Here is a 16,878-nt window from a genome sequence, read left to right as displayed (position 1 = left end):
TGGTAAAAACTGAGCTTAACAAGATTTTTTTACTGACTTAAGCACTCTGCTCAATGATAACTTACAAATAGAATATATAGCTTGCTTAAGTTCAAAAAGTTAATTGTTTTGAACTTTATCTCTTGAATTTACAGAGTAGAGGTGGATCTCCTATTTATTAATAGGTCGTTAATTGCACAATTGTAAATAAATACATGTGACAAGGTAACATATCAAAAGAGTAGTTTTAATAACTGGTAAGTAAATTAGGGCGATACTTATAGTAAAATTTGGTAGATAGTCGTATGCTATTTTAACTGTAGTGTTGCTTGGTATTATAGAGAAAGCCGAGGCTTACTCGGCTTTCTACATTTCTAATTATAAATGAGCGAATTTATATGTTCTATAACCGCCAATCAAGTTACGAGCTTTAAAGCCTGAGTTCACTAATTGACGGTACGCGACGTTACCACGTAACCCAACTTGGCAATAAATCACGATTTCTTTGTCTTTTGGAAGTTCGTCCATACGATGACGTAATTGGTCGACAGGAATGTTGATTGCATCTTTAATAAAACCAACGTTTTCAAGTTCACCTGGGTTACGTACATCAAGTAGCACCTGGTCTTCGGTTAAGGAATCCATTTCATCATAGTGAATTGCTGTCGCATCCCCTTTGATGATGTTATTTGCGACAAATGCAGCTTGGTTTATTACGTCTTTTGCACTGCCGTAAGGGGGCGCGTAAGTCAACTCTAGATGTTGTAGCTGTTCAACCGTCATACCTGCACGCTGAGCAACAGCCATAACGTCGATACGCTTATCGATACCGTCTTTACCAACTGCTTGAGCACCTAAAATCTTGCCTGATTTCGGATCGAACAACATTTTGAATGAAACAATTTCAGCGCCAGGGTAGTAACTCGCGTGGCTTGCGGTGTGTACGTAAACTTTTTCGTATTCAATGCCTGAGCGTTTTAGCTGTTTCTCATTTTTACCCGTTGAAGCCACAGCAAGGTCAAAGATCTTACAAATCGCCGTACCTTGTGTACCTTGATAAGTCTCGCTACGACCAAGCATGTTATCGGCTGCCATACGACCTTGACGGTTGGCTGGACCCGCTAGAGGAACAAGTGTCTGCTCGCCAGTGACAAAATCTTTTTCTTCAACTGCATCACCAACAGCGTAAATTGAAGGATCGCTAGTTTGCATGTATTCATTAGTGTAGATACCACCAAGCGTCCCAATTTCTAATCCCGCTTCTTTTGCTAATTTAGTTTCTGGGCGAACACCAATAGCCATAATCAGGATATCGGTGGTTAGTTTTTCACCGTTATTAAGCGTAAGCTCCAATTCACCTTCTAAGTGTTGATGTTTCTCACTCTCACCTGCATCTACGCTAGCCACATGTTCATTTGGAATAAATTGTACAGACTCCAGAGCAACGCCCAATTTAAGGTCGATCCCTTTTTCACGGATTTCTGCGTGAGCAAAACCTGCCATTTCACGGTCAACAGGTGTCATGACTTGCTCTGCCATTTCAAGCAAAGTGGTTTTAATACCCAGTTGATGGAAGGCTTCCATTACTTCTAAACCAATGAAACCGCCACCTACAACCGTGGCGTGCTCTGGTTTGTTCATCTGGATCGTTTTAATGATGCGATCCATATCAGGGATATTACGTAGTGAGTGAGTCAACGGATTATCCAGACCAGGAATTGGTGGAACGATAGGGCCTGCACCTGGGCTAAGTAATAGGAAGTCGTATGTTTCTTCATATTCTGAGCCATCAAGAAGATTTTTTACTGTCACTGTTTTGTCTTGACGGTTTATCGATATCACTTCATTCATTACACGAACATCAACGTTGAAACGCGCTAAAAAGCTTTCTGGTGTTTGTAGCAATAATTTACTGCGATCTTTGATGTCGCCACCGATGTGATAGGGAAGGCCACAGTTAGCAAAAGACACGAAACTACCTCGTTCGAACATAATAATTTCTGCATTTTCACTTAAACGACGAGCGCGGGCTGCTGCTGATGCACCGCCAGCCACACCACCGACAATGAGAATTTTGGTCATATAGACACTCCAACTTAGCGAGTAAAAAACAAACAATAACACACTCAAAAACAAGTGAATTTTTGTTTGTTTTTAAGATGTTAATAAGAGCAATGTAAAACTATTTTAAATGTCGGCCATCATCTAGTTGACTAATGAAACAAACGGGCCACGTTCAAACATGATGATTTCGGCATCTTCGCTTAGACGACGAGCACGCGCCGCCGCAGATGCACCACCTGCAACACCACCGACGATTAAGATCTTAGTCATTTTTAACTCCAAGTTTTAGGGCGAGCTGACCTTCACGAATAGCCAGTGTGAAAGGTCACTACGCTCTAGATTATCTAAAACCAAATTTCTTTAAAAAATAAGCAGCAGGGCAGATTCCCGTGTAAGCACTTTGAATAAGATTAACCCCGATAAACACGGTGAACCAAATGAAGTTACTGTGAACGAACACGGTTAGTATGACCGAGATCAATACCATCGTGCCTGCAAAAATTCGTACTGCATTTTCTAACGTCATAACTCTTCTCCTTCGTACTCTCAAACTGAGAACGCCATCCTTTGATATTCATCACTATAATTATCTAAATTAGAAATGTCTAATGTTAATTTATCTAAATTCACAATTGCTAATTTAGCGTTGACTAAATGTGTTGTTTTAGTAATATCTAATTTAGTTTTTAATGTAGAGGTGAGTCATGAGCTATACAGATATGGATGTAGCAGCAATGAAAGGCAATGCCAATGAAGCTGCTGATCTCCTAAAAGTAATGGCACATCCGGAAAGGCTAATGGTGTTGTGCCAACTGACCCAAGGTGAGGTTGGTGTTGGGGAGCTGCAAAAGAACTCGTTCCTTAGCCAATCCGCCTTTTCACAGCACTTAACGGTGCTTCGCAAACACAAATTGATCAAGGCTCGTAAGGCATCACAGCAAGTGTTTTATTCGTTGTCAGAACCGAGAGTTGAGTCATTAATCAAAGCGCTTCATAGCGTTTTCTGTAACTAATTCGTAGCTAAGATTTTAGAGGTAAATAATGTTAAACGTTATTCCATGGGAATCGTTGTTTGGTGGCCTTTTGTTAGGGATCTCCGCCACTATATTGTTGTTGGTTAACGGGAAAATTGCCGGAATCAGTGGAATTATGAATGGCATTATGTCACCGAAAAAAGGCGATTATTCGTGGCGATTGCTTTTTGCGGTTGGAATGATAGCTGGTGGCTTGATTAGCGTCCTAATGTTGGGCGTTGCGGTTCCTAGTACCGCGAACCTTTCTTTAGGGATGGTGATTGCCGCTGGTTTATTGGTAGGAATCGGAACCAGACTGGGTAACGGATGTACTAGTGGACACGGCATTTGTGGCATGGGCCGTTTGTCTAAGCGCTCTATTGTGGCGACCTGTGTATTTATGGCTGTCGCTGGCCTAACGGTATTCGTTCGACTTCACTTAGTTTAAGAGAGATTCCATGAACAAGACTACTTTTCGTTTTTCTGCTCTTTTGAGCGGTGTGTTATTCGGTATGGGCATGGCGGTGTCTGGCATGATCGACCCAGCTAAAGTCATTGGATTTTTAGATATTTATGGCAGTTGGGATCCAAGTTTGGCTTTTGTGATGGGCGGCGCACTCGCGGTATTCATGCCAAGCTATTTTTTAATCATCAAGCCGAGAAAACAATCAGTTAGCGGGGAAGCGTTTTGTACTCCAACCAATAAGAACATCGACGGACGTTTGTTATCTGGTGCGGCGATCTTTGGTTTAGGTTGGGGGTTGGCAGGTATTTGCCCTGGCCCTGCAGTTGCGAGTTTGGCATTAGGCAACGTGAGCATTGTAGTGTTCTTCCTTGCGATGTTAGTTGGATCTCTGTTCGCGAAAGCGATCATTACTAACCGTAACGCGAAGAAGATGAAAACCGCGAGCGCGTAAACAATCAATCTGATATGGAGGGGAAAGGATGCCCGACAAACTAAAGCGAAGCTTTGTTCAGTCTGTGATGAACAGCTTTTTCCCTCCGATCATGATTTTACTGGCGCTTGTGGTCGGTGCTGCGGCCTTGTGGTTGACCCCGAAAGAGGAAGACCCGCAAATCGTTGTGCCGATGGCCGATGTATTGGTTTCGGCTCCCGGACTAAGCGCTTCTCAAGTCGAGAATCAAATCACTGAACCATTAGAAAAGCTTGTTAGCCAAATTGACGGTGTGGAATACGTTTATTCTTCGTCAATGGAAGGTGCTGCGCAAGTCATCGTTCGTTTCTATGTCGGCGAAAACCGCGAAGATGCTCTGGTTAAGCTTTACAACAAACTCTATTCCAACCAAGACAAAGTTCCTCCTTCTGTCACTAACTGGCTTGTAAAGCCTGTTGAAATCGATGATGTACCCATTGTTGTTGCCGCAATTTATTCCACCGATCCAGACATTCTTGATCGCCATCAGCTGAGACGTATTGCAGACCAAGCCACGTTAGGCATTAAATCATTGGATGCCACCAACAAGGTGGAAGTGATTGGCGGTGAGCCGAGAAAAATCCAGATAGAGCTTGATTCCGTTGCGATGGCAAACTTCAAAGTAACCATCGATGACCTCGAACAGGCCATTCAGCTCAGTAATAGTAAAACCCAAGGCAAGAACGTTCGCGTAAACGGGCAAAATTACACATTGGAGTCGGGACGGTTTCTGACCAACGCCGAAGAAGTTGGCGACCTTGTTATTGCGGTGCTCAATGGCAAACCCGTTTACTTGAAAGATGTCGCGCGTATTTACGACGGTGAAGGTGAGGCAACATCCGATACTTGGTATCGCGATAAAAACCACGATGAAGCATACCCAGCGGTGTTCATTTCTGTCGCTAAACAAAAAGGCTCGAACGCGGTTAACGTTGCTCAGTCTGTTCGGGATAAACTGGCGGAGCTTCAATCCGAGCAGTTTCCTCCGCAAGTACAAGTTGAAGTCATTCGGGACTATGGCGAAACAGCGAATGCGAAAGTGAACAACTTGGTATCAAGCCTTGGCATCTCTATTCTAACGGTCGTGGTGTTTGTTGGTTTGTTCTTGAACTGGCGAAGTGCATTGGTGGTTGGCATCGCGATTCCGATTAGCTATGGCGCCGCGCTCGGGATGGACTTGGCATTTGGCTATTCCATCAACCGAGTCACACTCTTTGCATTGATTTTGGCGCTAGGTTTGATCGTGGACGATCCGATCGCCAGTATCGACAACATTGAACGCTACCTCAAACGCAAAAATCTAACACGAACCAACGCGATTGTTCTCGCCATGGCAGAAATTCGTAGCGCCTTGTTAATGTCGACGGTCGCAATCGTGATCGTGTTTACGCCGATGTTTTTTATCACTGGGATGATGGGGCCTTACATGGCGCCACTGGCGTTCAACGTTCCGATCAGCGTTATCTTTAGTACCGTTGTCGCGTTTATGATCACGCCTTGGCTTGCCAAGAAGCTACTCAAAGGTGCTGAGGAAAACGGCCACTATGACATCCAATCTTCGCCGATGTATCGCTTGTATCGTGGTGTGTTGATTCCGCTACTTGAAAGTCGCAAGAAAGCGTGGCTTTTCCTTGGTTTGGTTGCCTTGTTGTTCGTCTTGGCTGCATTGTTGCCAGCACTTCGCTTAGTTCCACTCAAGTTGCTGCCTTATGACAATAAAAACGAGTTCCAATTGGTATTAAACATGCCAGAGTCTTCAAGCTTTGTGGATACCTCCAACGCGCTGTCGAGCTTTACGGACTATTTAATGACGGTGCCGGAAGTGACAAGTGTGTCGGGCTTTGCAGGCACCGCTTCCCCAATGGATTTCAACGGCATGGTGCGCCACTACTTTATGCGCAGCGAACCATACCAAGGCGAGCTTCGAGTCGTTCTTGCAGAGAAGAATCGCCGCGCAATGCAATCACACGAACTGGTGACACGGCTCAGGGCGGATTTAGAGCAGATTGCAGATAAGTTTGACGCTGACGTGCAGCTAGTCGAAGTGCCGCCAGGCCCGCCTGTTATCGCCACCATTACGGCAGAAGTTTACGGTGATGAAGCGACATCTTATGAAGATCTGATGATCCAAGCAGAGAAAGTCGCGGATAGGCTTCGCAAAGAACAGTTGGTTTCTGAGGTGGATACCAGCATCCAAGGTGATTTAGAAACGTGGCAATTCATCGTTGATCAAGAAAAAGCGGCGCTGTCTGGAGTTTCTGTTGCTGATATCAATAACACGCTTATTACCGCCGCGAACGCCAAAGTGCTCGGTTATATCGCCGATCCAAGAGAAGTGGATCCATTACCTATCGAAGTGCAGCTCCGACGCGAAGACAGAGATAACCTGAATCAACTAGAGCAGCTTTATGTGCGAGGCCGTCCGGGTATTGCAAAAGTAGAATCCAATGGGGCGGTTGTGGATGCTCCTCAGCCTATCGTGCAGTTGTCTGAAGTCGGTCATTTTGTGAAACGCGCAGCGGATAAACCGATTTTCCATAAAAACCTCAAGCCTGTTGTGTATGTCTACGCCGAGGTAGTTGGGCGTGTTCCGGGTGAAGTGATTGCCGATGTGATGGCTGACCAAGATACAACTCACGCGGAAGATGTGCATCGTCACTGGCAAGATCGCACGTACTTGAACAATGGCGCTGGTGTCACTTGGAGCGTGCCAGACAACATCGAAGTGGTTTGGAGTGGTGAGGGGGAATGGAAAATCACAGTGGACGTATTCCGCGATTTAGGCATTGCTTATGGCGCTGCGCTGCTTGGCGTATTTGTGGTGATGTTGATTCAAACTGGTTTACCTGCGGTATCGGGTATCATCATGCTGGCGATACCTCTGACCGTGATTGGGATTATGCCGGGGTTCTGGATTTTGAATGTGTTAAGCAGTGATATCGGTCATTACCCGAACCCGGCTCTGTTCACGGCGACCGCGATGATCGGCATGATTGCGCTAGCAGGGATTGTGGTGCGTAACTCTCTCGTTTTGATTGAATTTGTTCAGCAATCGTTGGCTGAAGGTCGTAGCCTACATGATGCGTTGATTGAATCTGGTGTTGTTCGTATGCGGCCAATATTGCTGACCGCGGGCACAACGTTACTGGGTAACGTTGTGATTACGTTAGACCCAATTTTTAACGGTTTGGCTTGGGCAATCATATTCGGAATTACCGCCTCGACCATCTTTACGTTGCTTGTGGTTCCGGTGGTTTACAACCTTGCATACCAAAACACCAAAGGACATGGATTACCTCAGATGGAGGAAGAGCAATGAAATTAGATACCAAATGGTTAGGCGTGATTCTGTTTGCCATACTCGCGCTTCTTTTTCTCTATATGGCTGGTTTTTTTACAGAAAAGTTGCCGACAGAACATGACGCGAAAACCAACCAGATTGATGTAAATAACGCAGAGACACATCAACTGATGTTAACCAGCGAATCGGTTGTTCGAGAGTTTCCGGGCGTCGTCGTTGCAGAGCAGCACGCCGATATCGCTGCACGGTTAACGGCATCGGTGATGGAGGTATTGGTGAAGGTTGGCGATAGAGTGAAGCAAGGAGACGTGTTGGCGCGGCTAGAAAGCGATGATCTCGACGCGCGAGTTCGTCAAAGTGAGGAGGCTTTATCCTCTGCACAAGCGCAGCTCAATGCGGCGAGAAAGGAGTTTTCTCGTGTCAGAGCGCTTTTAAACAAAAAACTGATCCCTCAATCGCAATTTGACCAAGTGGAAAGTGCGTTGCAAACCGCGCAAGCCAACTTCAATAAAGCTCAGGCGGCGGTCTCTGAGGCGGAAACGACCTTTGGCTACAGCATTATTACTGCGCCGTTTGATGGCTTGATCACGCAAAAGCCCATCAACAAAGGTGATACTGCGACGCCGGGGGCTTTGCTTTTATCAATGTACAATCCAAACTCGTTGGAAATAGAGGTGAACTTTGCTGAGTCTGTCATGCCTTATGTGACTTACGATAAAGAAGTGGACGTTGTTTTTCCGTCTTACCACCTCAACGCGCAAGCGGCTGTAAAAGAAGTGACGCCGTCGGCAGATGCCAACTCGCGCAGTTATACCGTAAAGCTTCAATTTGAGCCGCTAACGGCTATCTATCCAGGTACATACGCCAAAGTCGCGTTGACCTTGACCGACGATGTTGTACTTCGCGTGCCAAAAGAGGCGGTTTACCAAGTTGGCCAATTGGACTACGTAAAAGTGGTGCAAGACAGCGGTGAGGTAGAAACTCGGCTTATTCAGCTTGGAGAGTTGGGGAGAGTGCGAACGGGGTTGAAGCAGGGTGACGTCGTACTGCTGAATCCAAGAGCGCTTTGATAGAGCGGTTTCTTTTGTTAACTAGTTAAACGTCTATCTAACAAACAACATAAAACAGCCCAGATGATGCTGGGCTATTTTGTTCGTTCAGTTAAGCGTTACCGTTGCGTTTACAGGACAATGGTCACTCAGTTTGTAATCCAAAACATCTTGTGAGCTGAACAGCGTTTGATGTGCGTTTTTCGCTTTTGTTTGCGGGCTAACAATAATGTGATCAATCAAAGAGCGGAATTGGTGTGTTTTTCTTGGGTTCTTATTTGAGCGAACCTTGCAATCCGCTTTGGTATCTCGCGTTACCAATTGTGCATCGTTACCAAGCGTCATGATCGCCCACAGCCAATCACGTTGATACGACAAGTTGTGATTGAAATCGCCCATTACGGCGTACTGCTGCTTTTTCTTTTCTCTCTCGCTCATCCATTTCGCAAGAGCTTCTCCTTGTTGGCTCAGTGTTTGGCAATTGCGGTTGTTTTTGTATGCTCCGCTGCATCCTGCTTTTAGATGCACAGAGAGCAGGTGAAGCTCGTCCTTTTGGTTTGGGTTAACGACGATGTAGCTGGCAAAGCGCAACTTGCTATTACCACGCGTGATTGAGAAGTCTGCTGGGTCAGACACTTCAATGTCTTTGCGCACAGCAAAACCGGTGTACTGGTTGGTATCAGAAAACTGAAGGTGCTTATTGTTTGATTGAGCTCGATCAGAGAGGTAAATCGCGTAGCCATCGCCTACGGCTTTTTGAACCGCGGCTTTGGAGTCGACCTCCTGAAAGGCGATGATGTCGGCTTGAGTTTTATCCACATATTGGTTGAGTTTGACGAAATCGTCACTGCTTCTCGAAACCTTACCTCCATTTATAGACAGCCATTCTATATTCCAACTGGTTAAGTTGATGGAGTTTTGAGCAAGTGACGTTGAACTAAAAATTAATAAGGCAGTAACAAATAGTGATCGCATATTGGCTTGTTTCACTCCTGGTTTTTAGCGTATTCCTTTCCAACCTTTATTCTATAAGACATCCCAAAAAAGCAAGTAGATTTAGTTCCAATTTTGCAATTTTCACGGTTTTCTTCGCAACTGAGATCAGTACCAATAAGATCGATTTGTTCTTGTCCGCTAGCCGATCTTTATTGATCAAAATCAATGTTTTCAAGTGGTGCTTTTCGTTAAATACGCCACAATATATTGTGTTAGCAGAATAAAAAATAACCCCATATAGTGTGTTTGTGGATAACTCTGTGAGTATGCTGGGGTAAGGAGAAGAAAGTGAAACCAATCGTAATCAAGCGTGACGGCTCAAGAGCTCCGTTCAACAGGGATCGTATCCAAGCAGCAGTTGAAGCGGCAGCGGAAAACAAAGATAAAGATGTCGCCATTTATGCTCTTAATGTCGCTCTTGCTGTCGAGTTACAGCTAAAAGATCACGATGAAGTTCACATCCATGAGATTCAAGACTTAGTCGAGAATGAACTCATGCAAGGTCCTTACAAAGCCCTAGCACGTTCTTACATTGAATATCGACATGACCGCGACATCGCGCGTGAAAAGCAAAGTGCACTAACTCGTGAAATCGAAGGCTTGATTGAAGAAAGTAACCTTGATTTGATCAACGAAAACGCGAACAAAGACGGCAAAGTTATCCCAACTCAGCGTGACTTGTTGGCTGGTATCGTGGCGAAGCACTACGCGAAAACGCACATCCTTCCTCGCGATGTGGTTCAAGCACACGAAGTGGGTGACATTCACTACCACGATCTGGATTACGCACCATTCTTCCCGATGTTTAACTGTATGCTTATCGATTTGAAAGGCATGCTAACGCACGGCTTCAAAATGGGTAATGCAGAAATCGATACGCCTAAATCGATTTCAACTGCGACCGCAGTAACAGCGCAAATTATTGCTCAAGTGGCTAGCCATATTTATGGCGGTACAACCATCAACCGTATCGACGAAGTGTTAGAACCTTACGTCATCACGAGCTATGAAAAGCATTTAGAAATCGCGAAAGAGTGGAACATTGCTGAGCCAGAAGAGTTCGCTAAAGCTCGCACTGAGAAAGAGTGTTACGACGCATTCCAATCGCTAGAGTACGAAGTAAACACACTACACACGGCAAATGGTCAAACGCCATTCGTTACGTTTGGTTTTGGGCTTGGTACAAGCTGGGCGTCTCGTCTTATTCAGCAATCTATTTTGAAAAACCGTATCGCTGGTCTTGGCAAAAACCGTAAAACCGCCGTATTCCCTAAATTGGTGTTCGGTATTAAAGACGGTCTAAACCACAAGGCAGAAGATCCTAACTACGACATTAAGAAGCTTGCACTTGAGTGTGCTTCAAAACGTATGTACCCAGACATTCTTAACTACGACAAAGTCGTGGAAGTAACGGGGTCATTCAAAACACCTATGGGCTGTCGTAGCTTCCTAGGCACTTACGAAGAGGATGGTGAACTTATCCATGAAGGTCGTAACAACCTTGGTGTAGTTAGCTTGAACTTGCCACGTATCGCGCTTCGCGCAAAAGGCAGCGAAGCGAAGTTCTATGAACTGCTTGATGATCGTCTACGTCTTGCTCGTAAAGCACTAGAAACGCGTATTTCTCGTCTAGAGAACGTAAAAGCGCGCGTTGCACCAATTCTATATATGGAAGGTGCATGTGGTGTGCGCTTGAAAGCGGACGATTCGATTGCAGAAATCTTCAAAAACGGCCGTGCGTCAATTTCTCTAGGCTACATTGGCGTGCATGAAACTATCAACGCGTTGTTTGGTACTGAAGCGCACGTTTACGATGATGCCGTATTGCGTGAAAAAGCGGTCGCGATCATCAAACATCTAAAAGATGCAGTGAATCAATGGGCTGACGAAACTGGCTATGGCTTTAGCTTGTACGCAACACCAAGTGAAAACCTATGTAGTCGTTTCTGCCGCATCGACACCAAAGAGTTTGGTTTGATTGAAGGCGTAACAGACAAAGGTTACTACACTAACAGCTTCCACTTAGATGTTGAGAAGAAGGTTAACCCTTACGACAAGATCGACTTCGAGATGCCTTACCCAGAAATCTCAAGCGGTGGCTTCATCTGTTACGGTGAGTTCCCGAACATGCAACGTAACGTAGAAGCGCTAGAAAACGTGTGGGACTACAGTTACACCCGCGTTCCTTACTACGGAACCAACACTCCGATTGATGAGTGTTATGAATGTGGTTACACCGGTGAGTTTGAATGTACAAGCAAAGGCTTTACTTGCCCAAGTTGTGGCAACCACGATTCAACCAAAGTATCGGTGACACGTCGCGTATGTGGCTACTTGGGCAGCCCAGATGCACGTCCGTTTAACTTCGGCAAACAAGAAGAAGTTAAACGTCGAGTGAAACACCTATAAGGTTAATTACCACTCGATTCAACACTTTGAAAATCAACCTGCTTTAGGTTGATTTTCTTTTTCGCGATAACAAAGAGACGCATTATGAACTACCACCAATATTATCCAATTGACGTTGTTAACGGACCGGGTACGCGCTGCACATTGTTTGTGTCGGGCTGTGTACATCAGTGTCGTGGCTGTTATAACCAGTCGACGCAACGCTTGGATTCGGGTGTGTTGTTCACGCAAGAAGCGGAAGACAAAATCATCAATGACTTGAATGACACGCGCATTAAACGTCGCGGTTTGTCGTTGTCGGGCGGAGATCCGCTTCATCCTGCTAATGTGCCTCATATTTTAAAGATCGTGAAAAGGGTGAGAGAAGAGTGTCCCGGTAAAGACATCTGGGTTTGGACAGGCTACACGCTGGCTGAACTGGATGACGCGCAAAGAGAAGTGGTGCAATACATCGATGTTTTGATTGATGGTAAGTTTGAACAAGACAAGAAAGATCTCAATCTCGAATGGCGTGGCAGTTCAAACCAAATCATTCATCGCTTTACGGATATTTAATCAAGCATTCTCCAAACATAAAAAGGGCTCACACGTGCATAACGTGTGAGCCCTTTTGGTGTGAGTTCGTCAGTGTATTTTCAGTTACGCTGTCACCGTTTGGTCATCTTCGACCATATTGTTTATCCAACGTTTAGATTGGATACGATAAGTCGTCAGTACGCCTTTCACAAATTCTTCAGCTAGCAGAGACATCAAGACAAAATGCAAAGGCAACCCGAGTACCATACCAGTGTAATAGGTAAGGGGAATACCAATAGCCCACTGACCAAACGTATCAATGAAAATGCTGTAGCGAATATCTGCGCCGCTCTTTAGTACGCCTCCAATCCCTACCATGTTAAACACTCTCAAAATCATACCCAGCGCCATGACTAAGCATACGTTGAGTGCCATTTCTGCATCGGTTAATGGGCTCAGTACTAATAGATGATGAATCAAAGGCGAGCTCAACCACACTAGGAAAAACAATAAGGTGGCTAAGATTGCGCTGGTTAACACATACCACCACGCTGTTTTCTCGACCCGATCATAATGTTTTGCGCCAATATCATTCCCAAGAAGAACGGATGCAGCGACCGCAAATCCCATAAAGGTTGAAATCAGTACACCTTCAATCGGTGATAAGAATGAGATGATCGCAAGTTCTGAAACGCCCAATTGACCATAGATGATGCTGTAAACGATCAGCCCACCAGTCCAGAGCGCATCGTGGACCAACATGGGTAGAGAAACCTTAAAGTATTTTTGACGATACTGCTTTAAACGGCCTTGCGCCCAATCGAACTTGGTCGGAATAAGGTATGCGTAGCGTTTACAGAAAAAGTAAATCAACACTGCCGTTTGGAAAAATCGAGAAACAAAGCTGCCAACGGCTGCACCAAATACGCCCCATTGAGGGAAGCCGAATAAACCGAAAATCAAAACATAATTAAGCACGACATTCACGACAATAGACGAGACACTGACGTTGGTTGCCAGTTTGGTTTGGCCTACGGAGCGCAATACCGCTTCAATAGGTACCACTATCGCCGTTGCAATAAGACTAAAGCCCGTAACCACAAGATAATCACGTGCATAAGTGACGTATTCAGGATCGTCTGACATGAAAGAGACGATCTCTTTATCAAAAATCGCATAAAGAACAATAAACGGCAGCGTCACTAAAATGGAAATAAACCAAGATTGCGCCAATGTTCTGCGGATTCCTGCCAGGTTCCCTGAACCGTAATATTGAGAAGCCAGCACTGTTACTGCACCGCAAAGACCGAAAATGACTGCAAGGTTAAAGAAAAAAATGCGATTTCCGACTCCAACGGCTGCAGTGGCGGATTCGCCGAGTTGGCTCACCATGAAAATATCCACGACGCCGAGTAACGCAAAAAGCATGGATTGAAGTGAAACAGGAAGGCCAATCGCAATCAGCTTTTGCCAAAATGCTTTATCGATGTATTCGCGTGTTAAGAGCATCGCATTTCTCCTTAAAGATTAATGCGAGTAGTTTATCCCTATGATTTGGCGGTGTATTTTTCAAAGGCATCCAAAACCTTTGTAAAACTCTCCACTAGTGTATATGTGAGCCAATAAATCATGGAAGATAAACAAGAACGCTACGCGATTTCAGAAAAAACCTATCAAGAGTTTATTGATCACAGTCGAGTACTGGCATTGGAGGAGAGAGGCATTGTGCAGTGCGGAATTGCAACCTGTCGTGACTTCTTCTCTGTTTATCGTAAAAACCAAAAAAAACACATGCTGCTTTACACCGTGCGCGGTAAAGGTTGGTTAGAAAGTGGGGCGTGTCGATATGATTTGGAGCCTGGCTCGTTGATCACGGTGCCAGCAGGTGTTGAAAACGGTTTTGGTATGGAAGAGGAACTCTGGCAGATCGCATGGCTTTTTCTTGCTCCTGATAGAGCATGGCCAATGATAGAGAGTAATATTAGTTACCAGCTCACATCTGCACCTGAGGTGATGTATGCGTGTATCCAAACGTTGTTACGCAGCATTAATCTTCCTATTGATTATGGTGGTGCGGTTGGTGCACATAGCGTGGCTCAGTTAGAGCTGATGTTAAACATGCCGCCCTCAGAGTCGATATCACGCAGCCAATTGAGGCTTCGGCGCGTATTCGATCTTGTCCAGCGTCAGCTGCATAAGGATTGGAGTGTCGAGCAAGTGGCAGCTTTATATCCATGTTCGGAGCCACATTTGCACCGTCTGACTCAAAAGCAGTTTGGTCGAAGCCCGATGGCACATTTAACACGTATGCGCATGGAATATGCTGCTAGGCTACTTCGTTCAACAGAATGGCCGATTCAACATATTGGAGAGATAGTCGGATATCCAACTAGTGCCAACTTTAGTACACGTTTTAAAGCGTGGTCGAGCATGACGCCAAGAGAATTTAGGAAAAACGCAAGAGTGGATTGGTATATTGAGGAGTGAATCGTTCTTTTTATAACCGATAGAGCGCACAAAACTTATCGCAACCCAGAATTTTGTTCTCTAATTGATGAAATAAGTGAAAAATCATTTCGCCATTTTTTGCGATGGTGTTAACGTGAGGTTCGGTACTTGAATTTCAAAGGGTTATGACTTTCATGTTTTCTAATCTCCCAACTCCCGTATTAGATCCTATTTTATCTCTATCCGTTGCATACCGTAACGATGACCGTCCAAACAAGGTTGACCTTGGTATTGGCGTCTATAAGAACAGCGCAGGTGAAACGCCGATCATGAAAGCCATTCAAATGGCGCAGGATGTCGTTGTTGAAACTCAAAAAACCAAATCGTACGTTGGTCTTGCGGGTTGCGAAGAATTTAATAAAAGCATGATCGATTTGCTACTGACGGGAACGTCAGCAATGGATCGTGTTGCTGCCATTCAAACGCCAGGTGCAAGTGGTGCGCTGCGTATGTTAGGTGACCTGATGAAGGTCGCACAGCCAGATACGACGGTTTGGATTTCAAATCCTAGCTACGTAAACCATAAACCAGTGATGGAAGCGGCAGGTCTTAAAGTTAAGTTCTACCATTACTTTTCTCCAGAAACGAAACAAGTAGACACAGCAAAAATGATGGATGATCTTGCGAAAGCAGGGCCTTCTGATGTTGTATTGCTGCATGGTTGTTGTCACAACCCAACAGGCGCAGATATCGATTTTTCTGCTTGGCAAGCCATTACGGAATTGTCACAGAAGAACGGTTTCACACCATTTGTTGATATTGCCTACCAAGGCTTTGGTGATGGCCTAGAGGAAGACGCAAAAGGGCTTCGCTTCATGGCAGATAACGTTGAAGAGATGTTAATTACGACATCATGTTCGAAGAACTTTGGCCTATATCGCGAGCGCACAGGTGCGGCGATTGTCGTTGGTAAGAACATGCAAGACGTGGCCAACGCAAAAGGCAAGTTACTTACGTTAGCGCGTTCTACTTACACGATGCCACCCGATCATGGAGCGGCTTTGGTTAAGACGATTCTTCAAGATGACAACTTGACTTCCGTTTGGAAGCAAGAGTTGAGTGAAATGCAACATCGTTTGGTTAGTCTTCGTCAAAGTTTGTGTAACGAATTGAGAAACAACCATAATACCGATCAATTTGACTTCATTGAGGGTCACAAAGGCATGTTTACTGTGCTAGGCTTTAGTGAAAACCAAATGGCGCAACTGCGTGAAGATTATGGCATTTATGGTGTTGGCGATGGTCGAATTAACATCGCTGGACTTACCGAAACTCATATTCCATACGTAGCGGACGCAATTAAGAAAGTATCTCAAGCTTAATTGGAGTGTGGATGAAAAACTGGAAACTGATTCTGCCGCTTATGATGAGCGGCAGTTTAATTGCTTGTACGTCAACTCAAACGACGCCGGAACCTGCTGAGCCTGAGTCGCCGAAGGTCGAAGAACCTGTCAAAGTAGAGCCAGAAGTGAAACCAGAGGTTGATCCAACGCCTGAGGTGGAGCCTAAGCCTAAAGTAAAACCTGAGAAAAAGCCCGAGCCAAAACCGACAAAACCAGCCAAAGTGACAAAAACACCAGACGGCATGTTGATTCTTGGTTCTGAAGAGTGGGTTTACGTTCCTGAAATTGATCAAACCTTCAAAGCTAGGGTCGATACAGGGGCGACAACATCATCAATTAGCGCGACAGACATTGTTCCGTTTGAGCGTGATGGTAAAGATTGGGTTCAGTTTAAGATCGACTTGGGCGATAAAGAAACTAAAGAGTTTAAAGTACCTGTAGAGCGCTGGGCTAAAATCAAGCAGTCATCGTCAGAAGAAGTGGATAAACGAGCGGTAGTAAAAGCGTATATTACTGTCGGTGACCACAAAGAAAAGACAGAGTTTACGTTAGCTGAACGTGGGCATATGAAGTTTCCAATTTTACTTGGTCGAAGCTTTTTTAGAGATATCGCCGTTGTGGATGTATCGAAAAAGTATGTCCAAGATAAACCTAAAAAATCCGGCAAAAATTAATGCCTTATTACTAGTTCCGGCTAACAATCGGTACTTAACAAAAATGGCCTCCGAAACCGGAGGCCATTTTTATTGAATCACACACTTGTTA

Annotated in this window: 15 protein-coding genes; 10 read left to right on the top strand and 5 right to left on the bottom strand. The window is 44.9% G+C overall.

All coding sequences use genetic code 11. The features are described from left to right. Window positions 1-357 precede the first annotated feature (357 nt). The 3 genes from LIX84_RS03945 to LIX84_RS03935 all read right to left on the bottom strand — a co-directional run bounded on the left by LIX84_RS03945 (window position 358) and on the right by LIX84_RS03935 (window position 2,569). Window positions 358-2,061 carry an FAD-dependent oxidoreductase gene (locus LIX84_RS03945; protein WP_226420684.1) on the bottom strand — a complete coding sequence of 568 codons (1,704 nt, stop codon included), beginning with the start codon at window positions 2,059-2,061 and terminating at the stop codon, window positions 358-360. 123 nt (window positions 2,062-2,184) lie between these two features. Further along, window positions 2,185-2,313, bottom strand: a complete 129-nt coding sequence (locus LIX84_RS03940; RefSeq protein ID WP_046875441.1) for a hypothetical protein — start codon at window positions 2,311-2,313, stop codon at window positions 2,185-2,187. A gap of 70 nt (window positions 2,314-2,383) precedes the next feature. After that, window positions 2,384-2,569, bottom strand: coding sequence for a YgaP family membrane protein (locus tag LIX84_RS03935; protein WP_012842250.1), 186 nt, complete (start codon window positions 2,567-2,569; stop codon window positions 2,384-2,386). 178 nt (window positions 2,570-2,747) lie between these two features. Here LIX84_RS03935 and LIX84_RS03930 point away from each other — a divergent pair, with 178 nt between their 5' ends. From LIX84_RS03930 to LIX84_RS03910, 5 genes are read left to right on the top strand one after another with little or no spacing between them, the layout of a single operon-like run. Beyond that, on the top strand, window positions 2,748-3,056 hold the full coding sequence (locus tag LIX84_RS03930; protein ID WP_012842251.1) for an ArsR/SmtB family transcription factor: 309 nt from the start codon (window positions 2,748-2,750) through the stop codon (window positions 3,054-3,056). Window positions 3,057-3,084: 28 nt separating this feature from the next. Beyond that, window positions 3,085-3,504, top strand: coding sequence for a YeeE/YedE family protein (locus tag LIX84_RS03925; RefSeq protein WP_048625069.1), 420 nt, complete (start codon window positions 3,085-3,087; stop codon window positions 3,502-3,504). A 10-nt stretch (window positions 3,505-3,514) separates the two neighbouring features. Then, complete coding sequence (locus LIX84_RS03920) at window positions 3,515-3,973, top strand: YeeE/YedE family protein (RefSeq protein ID WP_226420683.1); 459 nt, start codon at window positions 3,515-3,517, stop codon at window positions 3,971-3,973. Window positions 3,974-4,001: 28 nt separating this feature from the next. Further along, window positions 4,002-7,310: an efflux RND transporter permease subunit gene (locus tag LIX84_RS03915; RefSeq protein ID WP_226420682.1), complete on the top strand. Its 3,309-nt coding sequence runs from the start codon at window positions 4,002-4,004 to the stop codon at window positions 7,308-7,310. Beyond that, the gene (locus LIX84_RS03910) at window positions 7,307-8,362 is read left to right on the top strand and encodes an efflux RND transporter periplasmic adaptor subunit (RefSeq protein ID WP_226420681.1); all 1,056 of its coding nucleotides are present in this window, start codon (window positions 7,307-7,309) and stop codon (window positions 8,360-8,362) included. Before LIX84_RS03915 ends, LIX84_RS03910 begins: the two co-directional genes overlap by 4 nt. Window positions 8,363-8,449: 87 nt before the next feature. Here the strand turns inward: LIX84_RS03910 and LIX84_RS03905 are convergent, their stop codons facing one another. After that, window positions 8,450-9,316, bottom strand: coding sequence for an endonuclease/exonuclease/phosphatase family protein (locus tag LIX84_RS03905; protein ID WP_226420680.1), 867 nt, complete (start codon window positions 9,314-9,316; stop codon window positions 8,450-8,452). Window positions 9,317-9,625: 309 nt separating this feature from the next. Here LIX84_RS03905 and nrdD point away from each other — a divergent pair, with 309 nt between their 5' ends. Both nrdD and nrdG read left to right on the top strand, forming a co-directional pair. Beyond that, window positions 9,626-11,746 carry an anaerobic ribonucleoside-triphosphate reductase gene (gene nrdD, locus LIX84_RS03900; protein ID WP_005394532.1) on the top strand — a complete coding sequence of 707 codons (2,121 nt, stop codon included), beginning with the start codon at window positions 9,626-9,628 and terminating at the stop codon, window positions 11,744-11,746. An 84-nt stretch (window positions 11,747-11,830) separates the two neighbouring features. Beyond that, window positions 11,831-12,301 (top strand): anaerobic ribonucleoside-triphosphate reductase-activating protein, encoded by a 471-nt coding sequence (nrdG, locus tag LIX84_RS03895; protein ID WP_005394529.1) that lies wholly within the window; start codon window positions 11,831-11,833, stop codon window positions 12,299-12,301. An 84-nt stretch (window positions 12,302-12,385) separates the two neighbouring features. Here the strand turns inward: nrdG and LIX84_RS03890 are convergent, their stop codons facing one another. Next, complete coding sequence (locus LIX84_RS03890; RefSeq protein ID WP_226420679.1) at window positions 12,386-13,771, bottom strand: MATE family efflux transporter; 1,386 nt, start codon at window positions 13,769-13,771, stop codon at window positions 12,386-12,388. 120 nt (window positions 13,772-13,891) lie between these two features. Here LIX84_RS03890 and LIX84_RS03885 point away from each other — a divergent pair, with 120 nt between their 5' ends. The 3 genes from LIX84_RS03885 to LIX84_RS03875 all read left to right on the top strand — a co-directional run bounded on the left by LIX84_RS03885 (window position 13,892) and on the right by LIX84_RS03875 (window position 16,787). Next, complete coding sequence (locus tag LIX84_RS03885) at window positions 13,892-14,749, top strand: AraC family transcriptional regulator (RefSeq protein WP_226420678.1); 858 nt, start codon at window positions 13,892-13,894, stop codon at window positions 14,747-14,749. A gap of 155 nt (window positions 14,750-14,904) precedes the next feature. Then, window positions 14,905-16,092 carry an amino acid aminotransferase gene (locus LIX84_RS03880; protein WP_048625063.1) on the top strand — a complete coding sequence of 396 codons (1,188 nt, stop codon included), beginning with the start codon at window positions 14,905-14,907 and terminating at the stop codon, window positions 16,090-16,092. Between the two features lie 11 nt (window positions 16,093-16,103). Then, a complete protein-coding gene (locus LIX84_RS03875) occupies window positions 16,104-16,787 on the top strand; it encodes an ATP-dependent zinc protease family protein (protein ID WP_226420677.1) in 684 nt (227 codons plus the stop codon). The last annotated feature ends 91 nt before the right edge of the window (window positions 16,788-16,878 follow it).

Source organism: Vibrio sp. E14, assembly GCF_020515785.1.
GTDB classification, from domain to species: domain Bacteria; phylum Pseudomonadota; class Gammaproteobacteria; order Enterobacterales; family Vibrionaceae; genus Vibrio; species Vibrio diabolicus.
The sequence above is the reverse complement of the archived record's forward strand: the minus strand, read 5'-3'. Positions and strand labels throughout refer to the sequence as shown.

What these genes read in the sequence shown, in the direction of transcription:
- LIX84_RS03880 (WP_048625063.1), top strand. Translation starts at nt 14,905, where the DNA reads ATGTTTTCTAATCTCCCAACTCCCGTATTAGATCCTATTTTATCTCTA.
- nrdG (WP_005394529.1), top strand. Translation starts at nt 11,831, where the DNA reads ATGAACTACCACCAATATTATCCAATTGACGTTGTTAACGGACCGGGT.
- LIX84_RS03910 (WP_226420681.1), top strand. Translation starts at nt 7,307, where the DNA reads ATGAAATTAGATACCAAATGGTTAGGCGTGATTCTGTTTGCCATACTC.
- LIX84_RS03890 (WP_226420679.1), bottom strand. Translation starts at nt 13,771, where the DNA reads ATGCTCTTAACACGCGAATACATCGATAAAGCATTTTGGCAAAAGCTG.
- LIX84_RS03875 (WP_226420677.1), top strand. Translation starts at nt 16,104, where the DNA reads ATGAAAAACTGGAAACTGATTCTGCCGCTTATGATGAGCGGCAGTTTA.
- LIX84_RS03940 (WP_046875441.1), bottom strand. Translation starts at nt 2,313, where the DNA reads ATGACTAAGATCTTAATCGTCGGTGGTGTTGCAGGTGGTGCATCTGCG.
- LIX84_RS03920 (WP_226420683.1), top strand. Translation starts at nt 3,515, where the DNA reads ATGAACAAGACTACTTTTCGTTTTTCTGCTCTTTTGAGCGGTGTGTTA.
- LIX84_RS03925 (WP_048625069.1), top strand. Translation starts at nt 3,085, where the DNA reads ATGTTAAACGTTATTCCATGGGAATCGTTGTTTGGTGGCCTTTTGTTA.
- LIX84_RS03885 (WP_226420678.1), top strand. Translation starts at nt 13,892, where the DNA reads ATGGAAGATAAACAAGAACGCTACGCGATTTCAGAAAAAACCTATCAA.
- LIX84_RS03905 (WP_226420680.1), bottom strand. Translation starts at nt 9,316, where the DNA reads ATGCGATCACTATTTGTTACTGCCTTATTAATTTTTAGTTCAACGTCA.
- LIX84_RS03930 (WP_012842251.1), top strand. Translation starts at nt 2,748, where the DNA reads ATGAGCTATACAGATATGGATGTAGCAGCAATGAAAGGCAATGCCAAT.
- LIX84_RS03945 (WP_226420684.1), bottom strand. Translation starts at nt 2,061, where the DNA reads ATGACCAAAATTCTCATTGTCGGTGGTGTGGCTGGCGGTGCATCAGCA.
- LIX84_RS03915 (WP_226420682.1), top strand. Translation starts at nt 4,002, where the DNA reads ATGCCCGACAAACTAAAGCGAAGCTTTGTTCAGTCTGTGATGAACAGC.
- LIX84_RS03935 (WP_012842250.1), bottom strand. Translation starts at nt 2,569, where the DNA reads ATGACGTTAGAAAATGCAGTACGAATTTTTGCAGGCACGATGGTATTG.